Origin of the sequence: Bordetella trematum (assembly GCF_900078335.1) — a bacterium.
Taxonomy (GTDB): Bacteria; Pseudomonadota; Gammaproteobacteria; order Burkholderiales; family Burkholderiaceae_B; genus Bordetella; species Bordetella trematum.
Genome location: NZ_FKBR01000014.1, coordinates 19,809 through 37,832, shown reverse-complemented (window position 1 = coordinate 37,832; position 18,024 = coordinate 19,809). Strand labels below are relative to the sequence as shown.

Annotated in this window: 22 protein-coding genes and 1 tRNA gene; 7 read left to right on the top strand and 16 right to left on the bottom strand. The window is 61.1% G+C overall.

From position 1 onward, the window contains the following. The first annotated feature begins 172 nt into the window (after positions 1 to 172). The 5 genes from pstS (at position 173) to A7V84_RS07820 (ending at position 4,122) form a co-directional block, all read left to right on the top strand. A complete protein-coding gene (gene pstS, locus A7V84_RS07840) occupies positions 173 to 1,210 on the top strand; it encodes a phosphate ABC transporter substrate-binding protein PstS (protein WP_025518294.1) in 1,038 nt (345 codons plus the stop codon). A gap of 98 nt (positions 1,211 to 1,308) precedes the next feature. Further along, positions 1,309 to 2,322: a phosphate ABC transporter permease subunit PstC gene (gene pstC, locus A7V84_RS07835; protein WP_025518292.1), complete on the top strand. Its 1,014-nt coding sequence runs from the start codon at positions 1,309 to 1,311 to the stop codon at positions 2,320 to 2,322. 13 nt (positions 2,323 to 2,335) lie between these two features. Next, on the top strand, positions 2,336 to 3,193 hold the full coding sequence (pstA, locus tag A7V84_RS07830; protein ID WP_025518291.1) for a phosphate ABC transporter permease PstA: 858 nt from the start codon (positions 2,336 to 2,338) through the stop codon (positions 3,191 to 3,193). A 25-nt stretch (positions 3,194 to 3,218) separates the two neighbouring features. After that, on the top strand, positions 3,219 to 3,995 hold the full coding sequence (pstB, locus tag A7V84_RS07825) for a phosphate ABC transporter ATP-binding protein PstB (protein ID WP_025518289.1): 777 nt from the start codon (positions 3,219 to 3,221) through the stop codon (positions 3,993 to 3,995). Positions 3,996 to 4,045: 50 nt separating this feature from the next. Further along, positions 4,046 to 4,122 (top strand) — tRNA-Pro (locus A7V84_RS07820). Between the two features lie 71 nt (positions 4,123 to 4,193). Here A7V84_RS07820 and A7V84_RS21805 read toward each other — a convergent pair. The 7 genes from A7V84_RS21805 to A7V84_RS20630 all read right to left on the bottom strand — a co-directional run bounded on the left by A7V84_RS21805 (position 4,194) and on the right by A7V84_RS20630 (position 8,676). Then, positions 4,194 to 4,406, bottom strand: coding sequence for a helix-turn-helix transcriptional regulator (locus tag A7V84_RS21805; protein ID WP_063491942.1), 213 nt, complete (start codon positions 4,404 to 4,406; stop codon positions 4,194 to 4,196). After that, entirely contained in the window at positions 4,403 to 4,714 is a 312-nt protein-coding gene (locus A7V84_RS21060; protein WP_127070779.1) for a hypothetical protein, read from the bottom strand. Before A7V84_RS21060 ends, A7V84_RS21805 begins: the two co-directional genes overlap by 4 nt. Before the next feature lie 2 nt (positions 4,715 to 4,716). After that, the gene (locus A7V84_RS07810; protein WP_063491943.1) at positions 4,717 to 4,980 is read right to left on the bottom strand and encodes a hypothetical protein; all 264 of its coding nucleotides are present in this window, start codon (positions 4,978 to 4,980) and stop codon (positions 4,717 to 4,719) included. A 2-nt stretch (positions 4,981 to 4,982) separates the two neighbouring features. Beyond that, positions 4,983 to 7,685: a toprim domain-containing protein gene (locus A7V84_RS07805; protein ID WP_063491944.1), complete on the bottom strand. Its 2,703-nt coding sequence runs from the start codon at positions 7,683 to 7,685 to the stop codon at positions 4,983 to 4,985. Positions 7,686 to 7,687: 2 nt separating this feature from the next. Then, entirely contained in the window at positions 7,688 to 7,921 is a 234-nt protein-coding gene (locus A7V84_RS07800) for a hypothetical protein (protein WP_063491945.1), read from the bottom strand. 79 nt (positions 7,922 to 8,000) lie between these two features. Then, positions 8,001 to 8,405, bottom strand: coding sequence for a hypothetical protein (locus tag A7V84_RS21055; RefSeq protein ID WP_063491946.1), 405 nt, complete (start codon positions 8,403 to 8,405; stop codon positions 8,001 to 8,003). Further along, the gene (locus A7V84_RS20630; RefSeq protein ID WP_115638908.1) at positions 8,392 to 8,676 is read right to left on the bottom strand and encodes an Ogr/Delta-like zinc finger protein; all 285 of its coding nucleotides are present in this window, start codon (positions 8,674 to 8,676) and stop codon (positions 8,392 to 8,394) included. Before A7V84_RS20630 ends, A7V84_RS21055 begins: the two co-directional genes overlap by 14 nt. A 303-nt stretch (positions 8,677 to 8,979) precedes the next feature. Here A7V84_RS20630 and A7V84_RS07790 point away from each other — a divergent pair, with 303 nt between their 5' ends. Beyond that, positions 8,980 to 9,384 carry a helix-turn-helix domain-containing protein gene (locus A7V84_RS07790; RefSeq protein ID WP_115638907.1) on the top strand — a complete coding sequence of 135 codons (405 nt, stop codon included), beginning with the start codon at positions 8,980 to 8,982 and terminating at the stop codon, positions 9,382 to 9,384. On the opposite strand, the gene A7V84_RS21050 is transcribed toward A7V84_RS07790, so the two are convergent. Further along, the gene (locus A7V84_RS21050; protein ID WP_156508014.1) at positions 9,352 to 9,705 is read right to left on the bottom strand and encodes a hypothetical protein; all 354 of its coding nucleotides are present in this window, start codon (positions 9,703 to 9,705) and stop codon (positions 9,352 to 9,354) included. The two genes, A7V84_RS07790 and A7V84_RS21050, sit on opposite strands and share 33 nt — an antisense overlap. Before the next feature lie 165 nt (positions 9,706 to 9,870). Here A7V84_RS21050 and A7V84_RS07785 point away from each other — a divergent pair, with 165 nt between their 5' ends. After that, positions 9,871 to 10,164 carry a hypothetical protein gene (locus A7V84_RS07785; RefSeq protein ID WP_115638906.1) on the top strand — a complete coding sequence of 98 codons (294 nt, stop codon included), beginning with the start codon at positions 9,871 to 9,873 and terminating at the stop codon, positions 10,162 to 10,164. An 11-nt stretch (positions 10,165 to 10,175) separates the two neighbouring features. Here A7V84_RS07785 and A7V84_RS07780 read toward each other — a convergent pair whose 3' ends face one another. The 8 genes from A7V84_RS07780 to A7V84_RS20620 all read right to left on the bottom strand — a co-directional run bounded on the left by A7V84_RS07780 (position 10,176) and on the right by A7V84_RS20620 (position 18,013). Beyond that, complete coding sequence (locus A7V84_RS07780) at positions 10,176 to 11,276, bottom strand: contractile injection system protein, VgrG/Pvc8 family (protein WP_063491949.1); 1,101 nt, start codon at positions 11,274 to 11,276, stop codon at positions 10,176 to 10,178. Beyond that, complete coding sequence (locus A7V84_RS07775) at positions 11,276 to 11,731, bottom strand: phage tail protein (RefSeq protein ID WP_063491950.1); 456 nt, start codon at positions 11,729 to 11,731, stop codon at positions 11,276 to 11,278. The genes A7V84_RS07780 and A7V84_RS07775 overlap by 1 nt, the downstream gene beginning before the upstream one ends. 12 nt (positions 11,732 to 11,743) lie before the next feature. Next, on the bottom strand, positions 11,744 to 14,953 hold the full coding sequence (locus A7V84_RS07770; protein WP_063491951.1) for a phage tail tape measure protein: 3,210 nt from the start codon (positions 14,951 to 14,953) through the stop codon (positions 11,744 to 11,746). 6 nt (positions 14,954 to 14,959) lie between these two features. Then, positions 14,960 to 15,073, bottom strand: coding sequence for a GpE family phage tail protein (locus tag A7V84_RS20625; RefSeq protein WP_082832976.1), 114 nt, complete (start codon positions 15,071 to 15,073; stop codon positions 14,960 to 14,962). A gap of 8 nt (positions 15,074 to 15,081) precedes the next feature. Beyond that, on the bottom strand, positions 15,082 to 15,450 hold the full coding sequence (locus A7V84_RS07765) for a phage tail assembly protein (RefSeq protein ID WP_063491952.1): 369 nt from the start codon (positions 15,448 to 15,450) through the stop codon (positions 15,082 to 15,084). A 21-nt stretch (positions 15,451 to 15,471) separates the two neighbouring features. Then, positions 15,472 to 15,987 carry a phage major tail tube protein gene (locus A7V84_RS07760; protein ID WP_063491953.1) on the bottom strand — a complete coding sequence of 172 codons (516 nt, stop codon included), beginning with the start codon at positions 15,985 to 15,987 and terminating at the stop codon, positions 15,472 to 15,474. Between the two features lie 60 nt (positions 15,988 to 16,047). Beyond that, positions 16,048 to 17,226: a phage tail sheath protein gene (locus tag A7V84_RS07755; protein WP_063491954.1), complete on the bottom strand. Its 1,179-nt coding sequence runs from the start codon at positions 17,224 to 17,226 to the stop codon at positions 16,048 to 16,050. Between the two features lie 175 nt (positions 17,227 to 17,401). Then, entirely contained in the window at positions 17,402 to 18,013 is a 612-nt protein-coding gene (locus A7V84_RS20620) for a tail fiber assembly protein (RefSeq protein WP_082832977.1), read from the bottom strand. Between the last annotated feature and the right edge of the window lie 11 nt (positions 18,014 to 18,024).

Sequence of the window (18,024 nt, the reverse complement as noted above, 5' to 3'; positions counted from 1 at the left end):
ATTGCTTACATTGGCCCTTGTCGCTGCAGGCCGGGCGCCGCCCCGCAAGTTACAAAATGAAGAATATGACTGTCACTATCTTGTCATTTTGGGTGTTTAGGATTAGCCCTGTCAGCCAAGAATGGGCATCAAGCCCGCAGGTCTTTTCCCAAGAGCACAGAAGGAACCCGAAATGTTCAAACGTGTCTTCAAGCAAGTTTCCCTCGGCGCCGCCCTGAGCGCCGCCGTCTTCGCCGCCCAGGCCACCGATATCACCGGCGCCGGCGCCTCCTTCCCCTACCCCATCTACGCCAAGTGGGCTTCCGACTACAAGGCAGCCACCGGCAACGCCGTGAATTACCAGTCCATCGGTTCGGGCGGCGGCCAGCAGCAGATCAAGGCCAAGACCGTCGATTTCGGCGCTTCGGATGACCCGATGAAGGCTGCCGACCTGGAGCAGGCCGGCCTGCTGCAGTTCCCCGCCGTGATCGGCGGCACCGTGCCGGTCGTCAACGTCGACGGCGTGGCGCCGGGCCAGTTGAAGCTCTCGGGCAAGGTCCTGGGCGACATCTACCTGGGCAAGATCAAGAAGTGGGACGACGCTGCCATCAAGGCGCTGAACCCCGACCTGAAGCTGCCGTCGGCCGACATCATCGTCGTGCACCGTTCGGACGGCTCGGGCACCACCTTCGGCTGGACCAACTACCTGTCTAAAGTCTCGCCCGACTGGAAGAACACCGTGGGCGAAGGCAAGGCCGTCAAGTGGCCCACCGGCCAGGGTGGCAAGGGCAACGAAGGCGTGGCCGCCTACGTCGGTCAGCTGAAGAACTCGATCGGCTATGTCGAGTACGCCTACGCCAAGCAGAACAAGCTGGCCTGGACGCAGCTGCAGAACAAGGCTGGCAAGTTCGTGCAGCCCGAGCAGAAGGCCTTTGCCGCCGCTGCCGCCAACGCCGACTGGAAGGGCGCTCCGGGCATGGGCGTGGTGCTGACCGACGAGCCGGGCGACGAATCCTGGCCCGTGACTGCCGCCACGTTCATCCTGGTGCACAAGGTCCAGGACAAGCCGGCCCAGGGCCGCGCGGTGCTGGAGTTCTTCGACTGGGCCTTCAAGAATGGCGCCAAGTCGGCTGAAGCGCTGGACTACGTGCCGCTGCCCCAGAACGTGACCGATGAGATCCGTGCTGCCTGGAAGACTGTCCAGACCACGGACGGCAAGGCGGTCTACTAAGCCTGCCTTTAACCCGGCGCGCCTGCCTTGCGGCGGGCGCGCCGGGTGTTTGTCTCTGCCCCCCTCTCCTGACATGGCATCGAAAGGAAAGCTCCTCCATGAGCGCGGTAATGGATAATAGTGCGCCGCTGCCTCAAGGCAAGGCAGAACCCACCACTGGCACGCCTACGCCTATGAAGCCAAACAACAACGCGCTGATGGATGCGCTTTTCCGGAACCTGACCCGCCTGTTCGCCTTTCTGGTGTTCATCTTGCTGGCGGCCATCATGGTGTCTCTGATCTACGGTAGCCACGAGTCGCTCAGCAAGTACGGCCTGTCCTTTCTGTGGCTGAACGACTGGGACCCCGTCAAACAGAACTTTGGCGCCGTGGTTCCCATCATCGGCACCCTGCTGACCTCGGCCATCGCCCTGATCATCGCGGTGCCGGTGTCTTTCGGCATCGCCATCTTCCTGACCGAACTCTCGCCGGCCTGGCTGCGCCGCCCGCTGGGCACCGCAGTCGAGATGCTGGCGGCCATCCCCTCGATCATCTACGGCATGTGGGGCCTGTTCGTCTTCGTGCCGGTATTCCAGCAGTACGTGCAACCGCTGATGATCGCCACGCTGGGCAATCTGCCCGTCATCGGCGGCCTGTTCGCCGGGCCCCCGTTCGGTATCGGCATCTTCACGGCCGGGCTGATCCTGTCCATCATGATCATTCCCTTCATCGCCGCCGTGATGCGCGATGTGTTCGAGCTGGTGCCCGCCATGCTCAAAGAGTCGGCCTATGGTCTGGGCAGCTCGACCTGGGAGGTCATGTGGAAAGTGGTGCTGCCCTACACCAAGTCGGGCGTCATCGGCGGCATCATGCTGGGCCTGGGGCGGGCCCTGGGCGAGACCATGGCCGTGACCTTCGTGATCGGCAACGCCTTTCAGTGGTCGGGCTCGCTGTTTTCGCCGGGCAACTCGATTGCCTCGGCGCTGGCCAACGAATTCAACGAGGCCGGCGGCATCCAGAAAGCGGCGCTGCTGGAGCTGGGCCTGATTCTGTTCCTCATCACCACTGTCGTGCTGGCGCTCTCCAAGGTGCTGCTGGCGCGCCTGTCGGCAGGCGAAGGCCGCAAGTCCTAAGGCATAGCACATCATGGCTCAATCTCTGCTCAACATGAACAACGGCGTCTATCGCCGCCGCCGCCTGGTCAATCGCCTGATGCTCGGCATCTCCGTGGGCGCGCTCGCCTTTGGCCTGTTCTGGCTGTTCTGGATCATCCTGACCCTGCTGGTCAAGGGCGCGCCGGCGCTGTCGCTTGCGCTCTTTACCGAAATCACGCCGCCGCCGGGGCAGGGCGGGGGGCTCATCAACGCCATCGTCGGCAGCCTGCTGATGGCTGGCGTGGGCACCCTGATCGGCACGCCCATCGGCATCCTGGCCGGCACCTACCTGGCCGAGTATGGCCAGCGCGGCTGGCTGGCGCCGGCCACGCGCTTTTTGAACGACGTGCTGCTGTCGGCGCCGTCCATCATCATCGGTCTGTTCATCTACGCCGTCTATGTGGCCCAGGTGGGGCATTACTCGGGCTGGGCCGGCGCACTGGCGCTGTCCATCCTGGTGATTCCGGTCGTGGTGCGCACCACCGACAACATGCTGCTGCTGGTGCCCAACAGCCTGCGCGAAGCCACTGCCGCCCTGGGCTGCCCCAAGTGGCGCATGATCACCATGGTGTGCTATCGCGCTGCCCGCACCGGCATCATCACCGGCGTGCTGCTGGCCATCGCCCGCATCTCCGGCGAAACCGCGCCGCTGCTCTTTACCGCACTGTCCAACCAGTTCATGTCCTGGAACATGAACGGCCCCATGGCCAACCTGCCTGTGGTCATCTATCAATATGCCGCCAGCCCCTTCAAGGACTGGAACAACCTCGCCTGGGCAGGCGCGACGTTGATCACCCTGCTGGTGCTGGGCATCAACATCCTCGCCCGCAACCTCTTCCGCAAGTCGTAATCCGAGCGTCGGCACAAGGAAAATCATGGAAAACACTGCAACCGCCGCCCGAGCCAAGCTCGAGGTCAAGAACCTGAACTTCTACTACGGCAAGTTCCACGCGCTTCGCAACGTCAACATGTCGATCCGCGAGAACAAGGTCACGGCCTTCATCGGCCCGTCCGGCTGCGGAAAGTCCACGCTGCTGCGTACCTTCAACCGCATGTTCGAACTCTATCCGGGGCAGCGCGCCGAAGGCGAAATCCTGCTCGACGGCGAAAACCTGCTCACCTCCAAGACCGATATCTCGCTCATCCGCGCCAAGGTCGGCATGGTGTTCCAGAAGCCCACGCCGTTCCCGATGAGCATCTACGACAACATCGCCTTCGGCGTGCGTCTGTTCGAGCGGCTGTCCAAGGGCGAGATGGACGAGCGCGTCGAGTGGGCCCTGACCAAGGCGGCCCTGTGGAACGAAGTCAAGGACAAGATCCACCAGAGCGGCAACAGCCTCTCGGGCGGCCAGCAACAGCGTCTGTGCATCGCCCGCGGCGTGGCCATCAAGCCCGAAGTGCTGCTGCTGGACGAACCCTGCTCGGCCCTGGACCCGATCTCCACCGCCAAGATCGAAGAACTGATCGCAGAACTCAAGCACGAGTACACCGTCGTCATCGTGACCCACAACATGCAACAGGCGGCGCGCTGCTCCGACTACACCGCCTACATGTACCTGGGCGAACTGATGGAGTACGGCGCCACCGACCAGATCTTCGTCAAGCCCGCGCGCAAGGAAACCGAGGATTACATCACCGGCCGCTTCGGCTAAGCGCCTCGCCCTGTCGGGCGTGCGCCGCATCTGGTATAGTTCTGCTCCTTCGGGGCGTAGCGCAGCCTGGTAGCGCATCTGCTTTGGGAGCAGAGGGTCGCGAGTTCGAATCCCGCCGCCCCGACCAATAAAATCAAGGGCTTACAGGTGCGAATCTGTAAGCCCTTTGTCTTTGGGATACCGCCAGGGATACCAGCGTTAAGCGGAATCGTCAGCCGGTTGCCTGTTCCTACTGTTTGGCCTCGCTTCGAGCCATGCTGTGACCTCCTGTGCGCGCCAGCCCACAGTCCGCGCCGTGAGCCTCACGGGCGAAGGGAAGTCCTGGCGCTGAATCAGCTCATAGATCGTTGTCTTGGACAGGCTTAGAATGCGGACGAGATCCCCCAGGCGGTAGACAAGTTGATCGTTCATGCTTGGCCACCATGCTCAGAGCCGGCCATTTCGACCGATTCAGCAAGCTCCCGGAGGCGTTGCTCGTCACTTGAATCCTGCCAGCCTTGCGTCATGCTTTGCCACAAGACGAACGCGCCATAGGCCCAACCACTTACCTGACTCACATGGATATGGTTCAGACGGTCATTGGGGCTGCGTGCCAGCAACTTTCTCAAGAAGTCCGTATGGAAATGAATCTGGGCTTCGGTTGCCTCAGTTAGTTGCCTATAGCTCCATGCCTTGTGGGGTGCCGTTGCCTTTCTAAACGGCTGATTCGTATCTCTCATGTCTATTCGTCCTCGTCGCCGGCACTGGCGCGTTTGATATCGCGGCTCGGCGGTTTGAGTTGGTCGGGGTGGGCAGCGGATCGGGCGGGCGCCGGCGGCGCGGCCGGCGGCGGGCGGTAGTGGCCGGAGCGGGGCTGCGCGAGCGCCAGCGCGGTGATTTCCAGGCAGCGGGCCAGGGTCGGGGATTGCATGGCGTCGGCCAGGGTGCCGCGCAGGCGGGCGGTGCCATGGGCGTGCGCGAGCTGGGACATAGTGGGTTTCAGCATGCCTATGTACCCTTCTTGAAGACCCAGCAATGCACCGTGGATGCCTTGCTGCTGCCAGCCTGACTATTGTTCTGACGGATCCGGCTCTTAACGGTCTTGACCCCGAGGAACTTGTATTGGCGGCTAGTGCGAAGAACCTTCTTCAAGTCGCGCAGTGCTGGCACTTGCTGGCGATGTGCGGAGGCTACCTCAATGAATTGGTTCAGGTTCACCGCTATGACGTCGTCATCGCAGGAGTGATTCAGCTGCGGCGCCATTTCGTCGTCGCCGTTCAGGTACGCATACGCATCCCAGAATTCTTGCACCAGCGGGTGATCCGCGTTGATGACCAGTTGTCGTGCTGTGGCCATGCTGGCCACGTATTGAACGGATGTCGCGTGTTGCTCGTCGCTCATCGGGACGAGACTCTTTAGCGCGTCCAACAATGACATGAGCAGACCGTGGCATTCCCCGATTCGGATCATGCGCACCTCGCGGCGTTCTAGGATCGCCTGGCGATAGACAGGCATGCGCGCCTTCACAACGCTCATTACGTCGGCTTCGCGCTTGACGGCTGCCAGGATGAAATGGGATACATCTTCAACGCTCGCGGCCGCCAGAGCCTGCGCCGCCTCATAGGACGCCGGCGATTGCTCGGAACGGTCGATTCGGACGTGGACAATGCGCGAAAGGATGGCCTCGGATGCGTTCACCTCGTTGTTTTGAGCGATGACGATGGACGCCCTGAACGGCGGTTCGTAGGTTTCATTGCCACCGTTTGCCACGCCGCGAGAACGGATGCTGCGGCCGTTGAAGGCCGTTTTCAGCTCGTCCCAATCGAAGGATTTAACGTGTGTTTTATCTTCGGAGAGCCGTTCGCGGTCTGATTCGATGAGGACGATGGGCAGGCCTGATACCTGCGCAAAGTTGCGTGCGCGGGCTGCCACGGTGGCCTTCGACGGGTCAAAGCCTTCGTAGTTCTCCCGGCCCAGCAGCTTCCATAGAAAGTCGATAAGGGTTGATTTTCCAGAGCCAGCCTCGCCAACGATTTCTAGGAATGGGTAGAAGTTAAGGCAGGCGCGAATTTGCTCAGAAAACAGTGAGCCGAGCCAGTAGGCCAGCGCCACGGTGCCGCGCGGGCCGAACGCGGTCCAGAGGCGAGCAAACCAATCAGTCTTGTAATCGTTAATGTCCTCATTGATTTTCAGATCCACCGACTGGCTAAGCGACTTCACCGACAGCTTGCCAATGTCGAAGTAATCCTCAGCGTTGACGTGAAAGACTGAGCCATCCTTGACGGCTAGCTTGCCCAGAACAAAGCAACCGTGATCGCGGCTATACCCCGTGAAGTCAACCGTCTCCACGCGTTTGATGTTGTAGAGGCGGCGCTCCATCATCTTGTCCAGATGGTGGCCCTGGCCCGAGAACATGGCGCCTGGCGCGATGGCAAGCAGACGTTTTTTGAACTCGCTGGCGGTCGATACCTGCGATGACGTGAAGGTGTTCTTCACTGGGGGGCCGTCGTGGGGGAATTCGACGCGGAAGTAATACCAACTCTCGTCCGTGAGCTTGTTTTCTTGGAAGTAGAGGGGCGTGGGATAGCAGTTGGAAATGGGGCGAATGCCGCCGGCCTCTCGCAGCGCAAGCGCGCGTAGCTCTTCGGATGCGTGCTGTTCCTTAGCCTCGTTCCCGATTCGGTCCATGGCCTTCTGGTACGCATCAATGTCCATGCGGAACCAGTAGAGGCGCTTGCCGAACTCAAAATCAAATTCGGTGCGGCTGTTGTCGTGTTCATACAGCAGCAAGGCTTTTTCCGTAGCGGACTTGGCCAACAGCACCGCGCCGTGATGTAGATATAACTTGCGCCCTTCAACGGAAAGACGGCGCTTGGCCGGGTCCTCGGTATTGCGGTCGAGCTGGTACAGGTCATTCCAGTCGCGCTTGATGGGGCCGTCTTGCGGGATGATGGCGGCTTTGCAGGTCCAGCCATCGTCCTGGGCGCGCTCTACAAACTTTCGAATGAATCTCCGGCCGGCCTGATCGCCGTCGAATGCCCACACCAGATGCGGCAGGTTGTTGGGGCGCGCGTCGGCGACAGCGCGCAGGGCGACGCTGGGATAGTTGTTGCAGGAAAGCAGAGCGGCGGCATGAATGCCGACCGACCAGAGCGCTATCGCGTCAAATATGCCCTCAACCAGCCACAGTTCGGCAACCTTGGCAATATTGAACCCGGGCGGGGTCCACCATTCGCCCATGTAGCTGCCGCCGTACTGGAAGCGGGCCTTCTGCTTGCCGAACCGGCTGGGCTGGTCTATCAGGCGTTCCCAATAGGTCCGCGCTACGGGAAAGCGGACCGTGGCTGAATTGATGCCTTTGTCGCGGTCGTGATAGGTCTCCTGCGTGTAGCACCCCCGCAGCTGCGATATATCGAAGCCACGGGCGTGCATGAGATACGCATCGGCGGCCGCGTTCGGGTTGGTCTTCGCTTCTTCGGCGTACCGAGTAGACCAGTGGTCGAAGATTTCCGGATACAGGTCTTTGACGTGGCCCTCATATCCGCAGTTGTTCAAACGCCCGCAGCGCAGTACCCAGGGATGCTCTGCGTTGGTGTACAGCTCTTTTTCGTTGCATGCGGGACAGCGGCCCTGGCGTAGCCAGCCGGCGCGTTCCTTGAAGCCGTAGGCCTCAAGGCGCTCCATGACCTCGCGGTGAAGATCGGGCTTCATGATTACGCCAGTTGGTTGCGTTCGCGCAGCGTGCGCATGGCAGCGGCGTGGACGGTGCAGGCGGCGGTAAGCATGTGGCCGGACACGACGGCGTCGCCGGCGGCGGCAGTCAAGAAAAGGGATTGCCCCGGCGCATAAGCGCCTCGAACAAGGTACTCGGTCAGCTTGGCCAAGGCCTTTACTTCGTCGTCGTTCATGTGGGCCTCGATGCGGGCATGCACGGGAATGGCGGGCATATTCATTTCCTTTGGAAAACAGCTATCCGTGGCGGGCGTCAGAACGCCCGCCAGCAAGACGGAAAACAGGGAATGGGGTTTAGTTGGTCCGCGCCTGGCGGCGCGCCTGTGCGGCGCTGTGGACATCCAGAATGACGGCAAGCTCTGCGGCGGGAATTACGCGGGTGATGCCGGAAGCACGGTCAATAACAAAAAGGGCATGGCTTGTACTGCGGTCCATGTCCAGTGTGAGGCGGCTGCGGGCGCTGGATATCTCGGCAATTGCCTGGGCGGCTTGTGTCGCGGCCGTGTACTTCGAGCAGTTGGCCACCGCCATCAGGTGCGCCGTGCAGCGTTCAAGCAAAAGGTTGTCGCGGAATGCTGCGGTTCGGGTGCCGTGTGCCAGCTCAACAGCCAAAAATTGATGGGCTTGGTCTGCCAGAAAATTCCGATCCCAGTTCACGGAACCATTCACAACGGAAAGGTGGGCGTTATTCGTTTTCATGGTCGAAGCTCAGTTGACGTGGATCGGATGAGGCTGCAAGGCGTTGACGAATGATTTCTGCCTTGGTGGACATAGGCAGATGGACGTTCGGATTTGGTATCGATGCCGGAGAGACGGTGCGTACTGCTTCCAAGTGCGACACCCAGGTATGCCCGCATGTGATGTCGCGGCACTGGAAATAGAGAATTCGCATGGTGGGAGAGACGATTGCGCTGGTGCGGACCGTCGCGAACTTGTTGCAGTGAGGGCAGTGCTGGCCAAGCACATTCATTTCACACCGCCACGACGCCGGGGGCTTGGAGTGGCGGCCGTTTCGCGTTGGTAGTCGGCCAACCCGCGCCGGTACATCAACAGGGCGAACTGTCCCGCAGACCGGGCATCGGCTTCCGCCAATGCCTTGCATTGCTCAAATTCCGATGTGTCCATACGCAATCCAACCATTGGGCGTTGCACTCGTTTGGGCGCTGGTCGGAGCTTGGATGGTGTATGTTGCATGGTGTGACACTCTGCTTTGTGACGTGACGCAGTGATTATGCTCTCAAATGAGAGCATTCGTCAATGGGAATGAACTCAAATGAATACATCAAACGAACGGCTTGCAGAAGAACGCGCACGGCTCGGCTATGGGCAAAGCGAATTCGCTGCACTCGGGGGAGTGGGCCGGGGCGCGCAAGCGAACTATGAAAAGGGGCTACGGCAGCCTGATATGGCGTACTTGGAGGCGATTGCCCAGGCTGGCGCCGACGTGCTTTACATCGTTACGGGCGCGCGCGCGCTGTCTGAGCGCGACCTAGAGGCAGATCTAGAGCGTTACGGGAAAGCCTGGGAAACCCTGGAAATGGCACTTGAGGCCGCTCGCCGTGAACTCAGTCCAGCGAAAAAGCGCAAGGCTGTCGATGCGCTGTTCAAAGCCAGCAAGGCACAAATCGCAATCGACCAAAGCAAATTAACCGAGCTGGTTTTGCAGTTGGCGGCGTAGTTCGCGCGCCGCATTTTCATCAAGGAGAAATCTGTGTTTCGTAGTGCTATGGGCCTGCTGGCCCTGGGCGTGCCGCTGGCCGTAGGTGCGGCGGGCAATTGGTACGATGGCGGGACTCTTCACAACGCCACGCTGAAAGAATGGGCCGGCGCGGTGACGCAGAACATAGATGGCCACGATGGCGGATATGGTCGTTGCCGCGAAGCTCGCCAAGCGTCCGATGGACGTAGTGGAGAAGTCGGTGAGGGCCGCGTCGTGCGTTGATGATGTGGCCCTTGACAAAGCGAGCCAATCCCAGGCGGTGGCCAGCGTCGCCGCCATGTGCATGCTAAGTGGCCAATAGTTAAAACAAGAGGCGTCTACCTGACGCTGCCGGGCGAGAGGCTTAAGGGGGGTGAAGATGCCCTCATAAGCCGGCAAGGGCTACGGGCGCCGCCGGTATTGGGGTCTGTATGGAGCTGGCATTGCACAGTAGGAAGATAAAAAATGCAAAAGCCTCACGACGCCGGTACAAACGTTCATTTTCTTAACCAACCTAGCGGAGAACAGTCGCCCAGCGATGTGCTGGGCACTCTGTTTGATGCGCTCAAAATGGCGAAAGAAAATCGCACCGAGGGCGATATAGAAGCCCGTGCCGCCAATGAGCAACACATCGAGGGTGAGGGGAACATCCAGCTTGCGGGTGAAGCCGCACCGCGTCAGTCGATTACTGGCAACAACAATATCCAGATTGGTGTGGTGCAGCTTGTGGTTAATGTGAAGGTGAATATCGAGCGGTGACGGACGCGGGGTTAGCCCGCGCCATCCACCGCTGGCAGGCCGTCCGATTCGCCCTCCTCGCGCGTTCGTACGTCTGCCGCTTCTGCCGTCTCTGCTTCGAAACGGGTAGTCAAACCACGTTCGTCCAGGCTATGGGTGAGCTTGACAATTAGCCATGTCATTTCATCGATGGGACTTTTTACGGTTGGCAAGAGCACCTTGGTTTGCGGTGATAGGTCAGGTCGGCCGTATGCTAGGGACATCTCCAGATTCGCAACGCCTCGCCGAATTCGCTGCCATTCGGCGCGCGCATTTTCCAGCGCATCGGCTTCACTTGCAAACACCGTGCGCAGCGTCTTGGCGTTGCCGATAGCGCCCGCAACAACCTTGCGCTGCACAGACTTTCCTTTGTCCTGCCAGAGCGCGCGGACGCCGGTATAAGAATCGCGGTCGGCCACATGAAACCGGATCCGGTCGCCATCGCGGCGGGTCAGACTGAGGGTTGGCATGTCCTTACCGCTGGCGGTTTGGCCGCGTTCGGTCGGCAAGAACAACAGCTTGCCATCCTTGATCGTGGCCACCGCGTCGTATCGTTTGCCGATGCGGTTCAGGAAGGCAACATCGGACTCGTTCGTTTGGTCGATGTGCTGTAGCTTAACCTTTGCGAAGCGCTGGCCGACTACGGCGGTTAGCTGATGGGCCTTGGCCACGGTTTCGACAATCTCCTGAATGGTTTGCTTGTGAAAGCTGCGCTCGGTGCGCGTACGCAATGCCGACTTCATGTCGGCGCTACGCGCGCGCAATGTGATGGTGTCCGGCGGGCCTTCAAATGCTACCTCGTCCACAACGAACGTCCCCTTATCCACCAGGCCAGTGCTGGCCCATCCTAGGCTTAGCCGGATGACCGCCCCGCGCGCGGGCAGGGCCAGCTTGCCGTCATGGTCGGACAATTCGATGTCCAACTGGTCTGCCTCGTCGCTACGGCACTCGGTCAAGGTGAGTTTCATCAAACGCGGTAGCATCTTGCCAGTCACGTCCTTCCCGGCCACGACCACGCGCCACAGTGGGTGCGGGTACGAACTGGTGCCGCCGGTTAAGGGGTCGGCCGATGTGGTGAGGGCTGCGAACGACACTACAGGCTCCAATCCAGAATTGAGCTGTCCATACGCCCGATGGGCAACTTCAGATCGTCCAGCAGGGTGCGGGCCTGATCGTCGCCGACCGACTTTAGGGAAATGCTGAAATCGACGCGTTGCGACTGCCCATTGAAGAAAAACTCACTATGGTCTTCGTCGATCTTGTCGATGATGTGCGGCCCGTACACGGTGCCGCTACCGTCCACTAGGATGTACGCCTTGCCTGTGTCTGCCATGCGCCGCAGCAGCGCCAGGGCGCCGGCAGATCCGGCCAGCTCGGGGATGAGCAAGCCGGATAGGGTGGTGCTGTCTTCCCCGCGTCCCACGAACTGATATCCCGGTGCTGTGCCCATGCGGCTGTTGGACGCATGCCGCCAGTCGGTTGAGCGCCGCAGGGACTGATACGCGACGGTGGGAAGGCTGAAAACGAACATGCCCAGGGCCATCATCATGGCGAGGTTTCCTTAGTTTGGATCGAAGTAGGCGGAGCGCACACGTGCCTGCCTTTCCGCGTCCCGGCGTTGCAAGGCAGATTCCACTGCGCGTGCGATGTCGGCGGGGCTGGAACCAGCGCCGTGGATGTGGATGGCGATGGTGTCGCCCTGCACGACGACAGAACGCGGGGCAGTAGTCGGCTTCACTGTGGGGCGCATATCAAAGCGGCTCGCCAGCGTGTCGGGGTCCAAGCTGATTGCCGATGGCCTTGCGGCCTCTGGAGAGGCTGCAAGCGCGGAACTGGGCGCGACTACTGTCCCGCCTATGGCAAGTGCGGTAACAACGCCTTGGGCAGCCCGTAGAGCGTCTACCAGGCGCGATGCGATTGCACTACCGGCTGCTGTGATTCCTTCTAGGGCCAGCGGGATGCGTGGAGCCTCGGAGCGGACAAACTGTGGGTGCGGTGCCGCGAACGAAGATATGCCTGCGGATACCGCAGGCTGCGGGTCGTTAGAGGTGGGAAGCAGGGCCGGTGCATCCGCTGGCGGCATCTGCAAGCTGGCCGGCATTTGGTGCGGGGCGACGGGCGGAGCCGCCACGTTGGCGACAGTGGCAAGCGCCGATGGCTGAGGCAGGTTGACAGAGGGTGAGAGGCTGGCCAGCTCTCCCGCCTTTGCGACCGATGCAGCAAGCGCTTGCGCAGCCTGTGCAGCGGCCGGCGCATGGCGGTCAATGCCGACTGCCGCGCCGTCAGAGACAAATTCGCCCATGCCCATAAAAACGCGGCTTGGCGACTTGATACCCAGCTTTTCCTTAAACCAGCCGATGACCCCGCCGCCCATGTTGGAAATTGCCTCCTTCACAGCGCCGGCGGCGTTGGTAATGCCGTTCACCAGTCCCTGCATGAGCATGCCGCCCAGGTCCGAGAACTTCGCCGGGATTTCCAAGCCCATCGCCTGAAGGCCGGAATTGATGGCATCGGACAGAAGCGCCAGCGGCGACCATTCGGCCAACAGCTTTCCGACCGCGCCGATTCCCGCCGTCACCGTCGTGCTGACCGTTTCCCATGTCTCGCCAAAGAAGCCGCCAATGCCCGCGAACGCCGACCGGATGAACCCCATGGGATTCCAGCTCTGAAGGACGGACGACACGCCGGCCACGGCCGTATCAAAAGTGCTGCGGATCGAGTTCCAAAGCCCTGAGAAGAATTCCAATGCTCCCATGAAGATGGCTCGGATTGTCGCCATCGGGTTCCAGGCCTGCAGGAACGCGGTAATGCCGTTTATAGCGCCGGTGAAGGCGTCCCGCACGCTGGCCCATAGCCCCTGAAAAAACGCGCTGATAGGCTCCCAATACTTGTAGACGGTGAATGCGGCCAGGCCAATGGCGGTGACGGCCAGTCCGATCGGATTGACCATCAGGATGCGGCCCAGGAGAAGGAGCGCGCGGCCTACGCTACCAATGCCCTTGCGGGCGAGGTTCACCAGCACGCCCACCAGTCCGCCGCCCTGAATCCCAAGCATCGTGAACGCATACCGCACGATCACAAATGGCCCCAGGATGCTGGCAAGCGTCAGCGTAAGCGCGCCCAGGCCGGCCACCAGGGCGGCGACGCCTGCCGCTGCCGCCGTCAGGCCGCTAGCCAATTTGGGATTGGCTGCGGCCCAATCCTTCACCTTGCCGATGGTGTCGGCCAATCCCGTGACCATCTTGCGCAGGGGGCCATCGTGTTGCTCGTAGATCTGGATGCCCAGATCCTCCCAGGCGCTGGACAACTCGTCGAGCGACCCCCGCATGTTGTCTGCCATCGTGCCGGCAGTCTTGTCGGCTTCGCCAGCCGCTTGTCGAAGCTCTTGGATGAATTTCTGCAGCTCGCCGTTTCCAGCCTGTGCCACCAGCACCTGCAAGCCGCTAAAGGCTTCCTCGCCAGCAATGTGCTTGAAGATCCCCGCGCGTTCAGCGTTGCCCATCTTGGAGGTCTTCTTGTGCAGTTCCTCCAGAATAGATGGCAGGTCGCGCAGGTTGCCAGCTGCGTCCTTGGTCTGGATTTTCAGGCTTTCTAACGCTTTGGCTGCCGCCTTTGGTGGGGAGGCCAGACGGCCCAGGATTGCCCGCAGGGCGGTACCGCCCATGCTGCCCTGGATACCAGCATCGCCCAGCTTGCCTGCCATGGCGGCCACCGTTTCGATGTCCTGGCCAACTCCGGCGGCTACGGGGGCCACGTACTTCATGGTCTCGCCTAGCATATACAAGCTAGTGTTCGAACGCGTAAAAGCGCCCACCAGTACATCCCCTACGCGGCTCATTTGTTCCGCCGGAAGGTTGAAGCCGGTCAAAATATTGGACCCAATATCGGCCGTCTGCGCGAGGTCGGTATCGCCCGCCTTGGCCAGCGACAGCATGCCTGGCATGGCAGCGTGAATCGCCTTCGGGTTGAAGCCTGCCATCGCAAGGAATCCTTGCGCCTCGGCGGCCTGGCCAGCTGAGAACATTGTGGCCGCGCCCAGGTCGCGGGCCTGCTTGCGCAGTGCCTGCATTTCCACGCTCATCTTATCTAGACGTGCGAGTGCCTGAACCTTGCTCATGGCAGCGTCGAAGTCCACGCCGGGCAACAAGAACTTCGTTTCCGCGTAGAGCGCAGCGCCGCCTGCGGCCAGACCGCCGGCGCCCAGGCCAGCCATCGTACCGGCGGCAGATCGGCCAGCGTTGTACCTGTCTTTCGCGGCGCCTAGGCGCTGCTGGTGCGACGCGGAGGCTTTCAGCTTCTGCATCTGCCTATCGAGTGCCGCATTGGTCTGCTCGATGCGCTGGCGTAGTCCTTGCTCGTCCCGAGCAAGGTTGCTTGCCGACAAGCCGGCGGTGCTGAGGCTAGTCCGTAGCCGTTGCAGTTCTATGGACTGTTCGGAATGCTTCGCCTTGAGCTGCTGCGCGGCACGCACCGCGCTGTTGAATTCACGTGCCATCGTACGCGTGGGGCTGGCAGAGGCCTGCATCTGCTGGGCGAGGGTGGCCACGCGTTGCTGCGCGTTCGCCATTTCTGTGCGGGTCAATTGCAGACCGCGCGATAATTCGCGGAACCGGCCTACGTCCCGCTGGGCGTTGTTCAACGCCTTGAGCTTGTCACGAAGCTCCACCACGCCGGCGGCAGACGTGGCAGAGGTTTGCTTGATCTTCTTGAGCGGCCCGGACAGCTTGTCCTGCATCGCCGCGATGACGCGCAGTTGAAGCGTCTTGTCCATCGGTGTCTACTCCGGTTGGAAACGAACGCGTGCGCGCTCGCGCCATTGGGCCAGTTCATCCAGCGATAGGCCGTCCATGTAGTCCGGGTTCCAGTGGAACACCAGAGCCAAGTCGGCCATCGCGTCCTCTACGCAGTTTGGAGCGCCCCGCGTTCCGCCTTCGTCATGAAAAAAGAGGCAACCGCAGCGCCCAGGGCCAGCAGGTCGGCCGGTTCCAGGTTGGCGATTTCGGGCGCCGAAATCATCGGGTCGGTGACGCGGGGCAGAACGGTTTGCAGGGACACGACATCCAGTTGCACCAGGTTGATTAGGCTGGTGCCGCGCAGCGCACCCGCCTTGGGCTTACGAACCGTGATGGAGTGGATGTTCTGGCCGCCGCGTTTGATGGGGCTTTCGAGGGTCACCAATTGCGTGCTGCCGTCGTCCACGTCCTGGGCGGCGGTTGCGTTTTCATGTGGGGCAATGGCGAGGTCGTTGGCTTGATCTTGAGCTTTCATGGTTTTCTTGGGTCTGAGGGGTTACATGCCGATGGCGCGGCGGACGGCTTCTTGCTTGTCCACGCTGCCAATCATGTGGACCAGATTGAAGATGTCGATTTCGATCACGGTCTCGCCGTTGATCGTTTCCTTGTAGTAGGTGCAGTTGGTGGAAATCTTCCATTCCGTGTCTTCGCCAACCTTCGATTCGCCACGGTCGATTTCCGAATGCCGGCCGCGTACGACGATCTCTACCGCATCGACTTCCTCGGTGTCATCGCGCTGGTAGGCCTGGGCGAAACGCAGTTGAACGCCGTCAACACCCACCGCGCCGGCTTGCTGAAGCACTTGCTTCATGTAGCCGCCGATAGTCCATTCCATCTTGAGCGCGTCGTCGTCCAGGCCGAAATCGGCATGCGCGGCGCCGCCCATGCCGCCCGCGCGCCATGCTTCCATCTTGCGCGACAGCTTCGGCGGGGTGACTGCGGAAACGACGCCGATAAAGCTTCGGCCGTCGTTGAAAAGGTTCATGTTCTTGAGCTTGGAGGGCATGCCCATAATTGATGCTCCGGTGTTTCGATAGAGAGGAAACAGGCCGCGCATGGCGGCCGTGTTGCGTTAGGCAGCAATGCGCTTGGCGAAGTCCACCAGATAGCGGTCGGTGATGCGCTGGCGGAAAATGATGTTCTCGGCGGGCGGAACGGGTGTGTAGTCGTAGTCGATCCAGAACTGGCCCGACTTGAGCGTTTCCTTGGTGTTGGGTTCGCTGTCCCACCACGCGCTGCCGTCGATGATGTAGCCCAGGTTCTTGAGCGTGCGGAATTTGCTGTTGATGCCTTCGATGATGTCCCGGATCAGCGAGGGATGCAGCGGTTGATCGACAGCCCACATATGGCCTTCGGCTACCGTGTCCGCCACCACTTGGGCCGTGCGCGTGTAGTTCTCGAACGGGTACAGGCTTTGCGGTCCGGCGCAGGTGCGGCTGCCCCAGAAGCGAAAGCCGGTCTTGTTGATCAGCGTCGTGATGTCCTTGGCGTTCAGGTAGCCGGCATCGGTCGCCGGGTCTTGCAAGTCCCAGAACACGTCCTTGCTGATGCCGGTCACGCCGTTTACCGGAATGTTGGAGAGGGTCTTGTGCCAGCCGATGTCCGTGTCGATCTTGGCGCGCAGGCCCAGCGCAGCAGCCGATGCCACAATGCGTGCTTCGCTGTTGGTGCGCGTGTCCCAGCCCATGAAGTCCGGCCAGATCAGCATCAGCTCGCGCTGCCCGAAGGTCTCGCGGAAGGCGGCGACTTCCTCAATCGTGTCCATGCCGGGGACGCTGCCATATGCGAAGCCGCGCAGTTTCTGCGCGGTAGCGGCCAATTCGGCCAGGACTGCGGCGGACTCCAGGCCCGGGGCGCCCAGGATGCGCGGTTTGATGAGCGGCCCTTTGCTTTGCGCCGCCAGCAGCGCGCGGACGCCGGTATAGCGGCCGTTCGCGTCGGTGCCGCCGATCACATTGGATTGCGTTTCGGCGGGCGTCGCGCCTTCGGCGACGCGGACAATGACCGTAGCCGGGTTGATCTGGGCGCCGATGGCTTCCAATGTGCGCGCAAGCGTGCCCTTCGTGCCGGCTTTGCCGGCGGCGGCGGCGATGTTCGTTGCCAGGACGGGGGTGTTCAGCGGGAAGGTGACCGGATCGGCATCTTCAGCCGTGGCCACAAAGCCCACGGTAGCCGTGGACGGGGTGCGAAGCGGGCGCGTGCCGTCGTCTACTTCAATGACGCGTACGCCGTGGTGATAGTCCTCAGCCATTGAGATTTACTCCGATAGATACGCCGGGGCGGCGCTGGGCCTTGTTGGATACAGAGATCAGTTTGAATGCGGACCCTCGCGCGCGCACGGGGTGCCTGATGTCGCTGGCGGACAAACAAAAAGCCCCGCCAAAATTGGCAGGGCATGATTCGTGCAGATGCAGGTACAAATGTCATTAGGTCGGCTGGTTCGGCCAATCTGGGGCTTCCTGCTCGATGGCGACTCGGTTCAGCATGACCCGGTATAGTTTCCAGGCGTACAACAGTTGCGTTTCTTCTGGCGTTGCCAGCCCAAGGTCTACAGCATCTTGTAATGGGGCAATAGCTGTTGCCGCCTGTGCAGCCTTTTGGTTTCGGGAGTCCGCGTGCTGTTGCCTGATGAGCAGACTGCGCTTTTCTTCGTCCTCCACCCAGGCTTGTCCGTCCCAGATGCTCCAAGCGTTCGGGCGGGTGGCTCGTGTTAGCCAGGCCGGTACGGGACCAATCCCGTTGTAAGTCAGGCCATTGATAACCTGCCCGTAGGTGTAAGGCACTCCATTGTCTACAAGGACAGTTTGCACGTTTCGGTAGTCGTCAAACTCATCCCAGCCATCATTGCCATCTGGGCGATAGCATTTCTCTGGGCGGCATTCTGGTGGTTCGTAGTCAATTGCTCCACCAGGGATCAAGAAGGCGCCAGGGTCAGCAGGGGACGGATCCGCATAGACAGGTTCGAGGAAAAACCCGTCCTGATCTAGCCCCGACACAATGCGGGGTTGGTAGTCGTCTTGATTGGTTGATTCGTTCATTGCAATTCCAT

What these genes read in the sequence shown, in the direction of transcription:
- A7V84_RS07805 (WP_063491944.1), bottom strand. Translation starts at nt 7,685, where the DNA reads ATGAAGCCCGATCTTCACCGCGAGGTCATGGAGCGCCTTGAGGCCTAC.
- A7V84_RS20620 (WP_082832977.1), bottom strand. Translation starts at nt 18,013, where the DNA reads ATGAACGAATCAACCAATCAAGACGACTACCAACCCCGCATTGTGTCG.
- A7V84_RS07810 (WP_063491943.1), bottom strand. Translation starts at nt 4,980, where the DNA reads ATGCTGAAACCCACTATGTCCCAGCTCGCGCACGCCCATGGCACCGCC.
- pstB (WP_025518289.1), top strand. Translation starts at nt 3,219, where the DNA reads ATGGAAAACACTGCAACCGCCGCCCGAGCCAAGCTCGAGGTCAAGAAC.
- A7V84_RS07770 (WP_063491951.1), bottom strand. Translation starts at nt 14,953, where the DNA reads ATGGACAAGACGCTTCAACTGCGCGTCATCGCGGCGATGCAGGACAAG.
- A7V84_RS07775 (WP_063491950.1), bottom strand. Translation starts at nt 11,731, where the DNA reads ATGATGATGGCCCTGGGCATGTTCGTTTTCAGCCTTCCCACCGTCGCG.
- pstC (WP_025518292.1), top strand. Translation starts at nt 1,309, where the DNA reads ATGAGCGCGGTAATGGATAATAGTGCGCCGCTGCCTCAAGGCAAGGCA.
- A7V84_RS20625 (WP_082832976.1), bottom strand. Translation starts at nt 15,073, where the DNA reads ATGGCCGACTTGGCTCTGGTGTTCCACTGGAACCCGGACTACATGGAC.
- A7V84_RS21050 (WP_156508014.1), bottom strand. Translation starts at nt 9,705, where the DNA reads ATGGCGGCGACGCTGGCCACCGCCTGGGATTGGCTCGCTTTGTCAAGG.
- A7V84_RS07785 (WP_115638906.1), top strand. Translation starts at nt 9,871, where the DNA reads ATGCAAAAGCCTCACGACGCCGGTACAAACGTTCATTTTCTTAACCAA.
- A7V84_RS07790 (WP_115638907.1), top strand. Translation starts at nt 8,980, where the DNA reads ATGAATACATCAAACGAACGGCTTGCAGAAGAACGCGCACGGCTCGGC.
- A7V84_RS21805 (WP_063491942.1), bottom strand. Translation starts at nt 4,406, where the DNA reads ATGAACGATCAACTTGTCTACCGCCTGGGGGATCTCGTCCGCATTCTA.
- A7V84_RS07760 (WP_063491953.1), bottom strand. Translation starts at nt 15,987, where the DNA reads ATGGGCATGCCCTCCAAGCTCAAGAACATGAACCTTTTCAACGACGGC.
- A7V84_RS07755 (WP_063491954.1), bottom strand. Translation starts at nt 17,226, where the DNA reads ATGGCTGAGGACTATCACCACGGCGTACGCGTCATTGAAGTAGACGAC.
- A7V84_RS07800 (WP_063491945.1), bottom strand. Translation starts at nt 7,921, where the DNA reads ATGCCCGCCATTCCCGTGCATGCCCGCATCGAGGCCCACATGAACGAC.
- pstA (WP_025518291.1), top strand. Translation starts at nt 2,336, where the DNA reads ATGGCTCAATCTCTGCTCAACATGAACAACGGCGTCTATCGCCGCCGC.
- A7V84_RS07765 (WP_063491952.1), bottom strand. Translation starts at nt 15,450, where the DNA reads ATGAAAGCTCAAGATCAAGCCAACGACCTCGCCATTGCCCCACATGAA.
- A7V84_RS21055 (WP_063491946.1), bottom strand. Translation starts at nt 8,405, where the DNA reads ATGAAAACGAATAACGCCCACCTTTCCGTTGTGAATGGTTCCGTGAAC.
- A7V84_RS21060 (WP_127070779.1), bottom strand. Translation starts at nt 4,714, where the DNA reads ATGAGAGATACGAATCAGCCGTTTAGAAAGGCAACGGCACCCCACAAG.
- A7V84_RS20630 (WP_115638908.1), bottom strand. Translation starts at nt 8,676, where the DNA reads ATGAATGTGCTTGGCCAGCACTGCCCTCACTGCAACAAGTTCGCGACG.
- pstS (WP_025518294.1), top strand. Translation starts at nt 173, where the DNA reads ATGTTCAAACGTGTCTTCAAGCAAGTTTCCCTCGGCGCCGCCCTGAGC.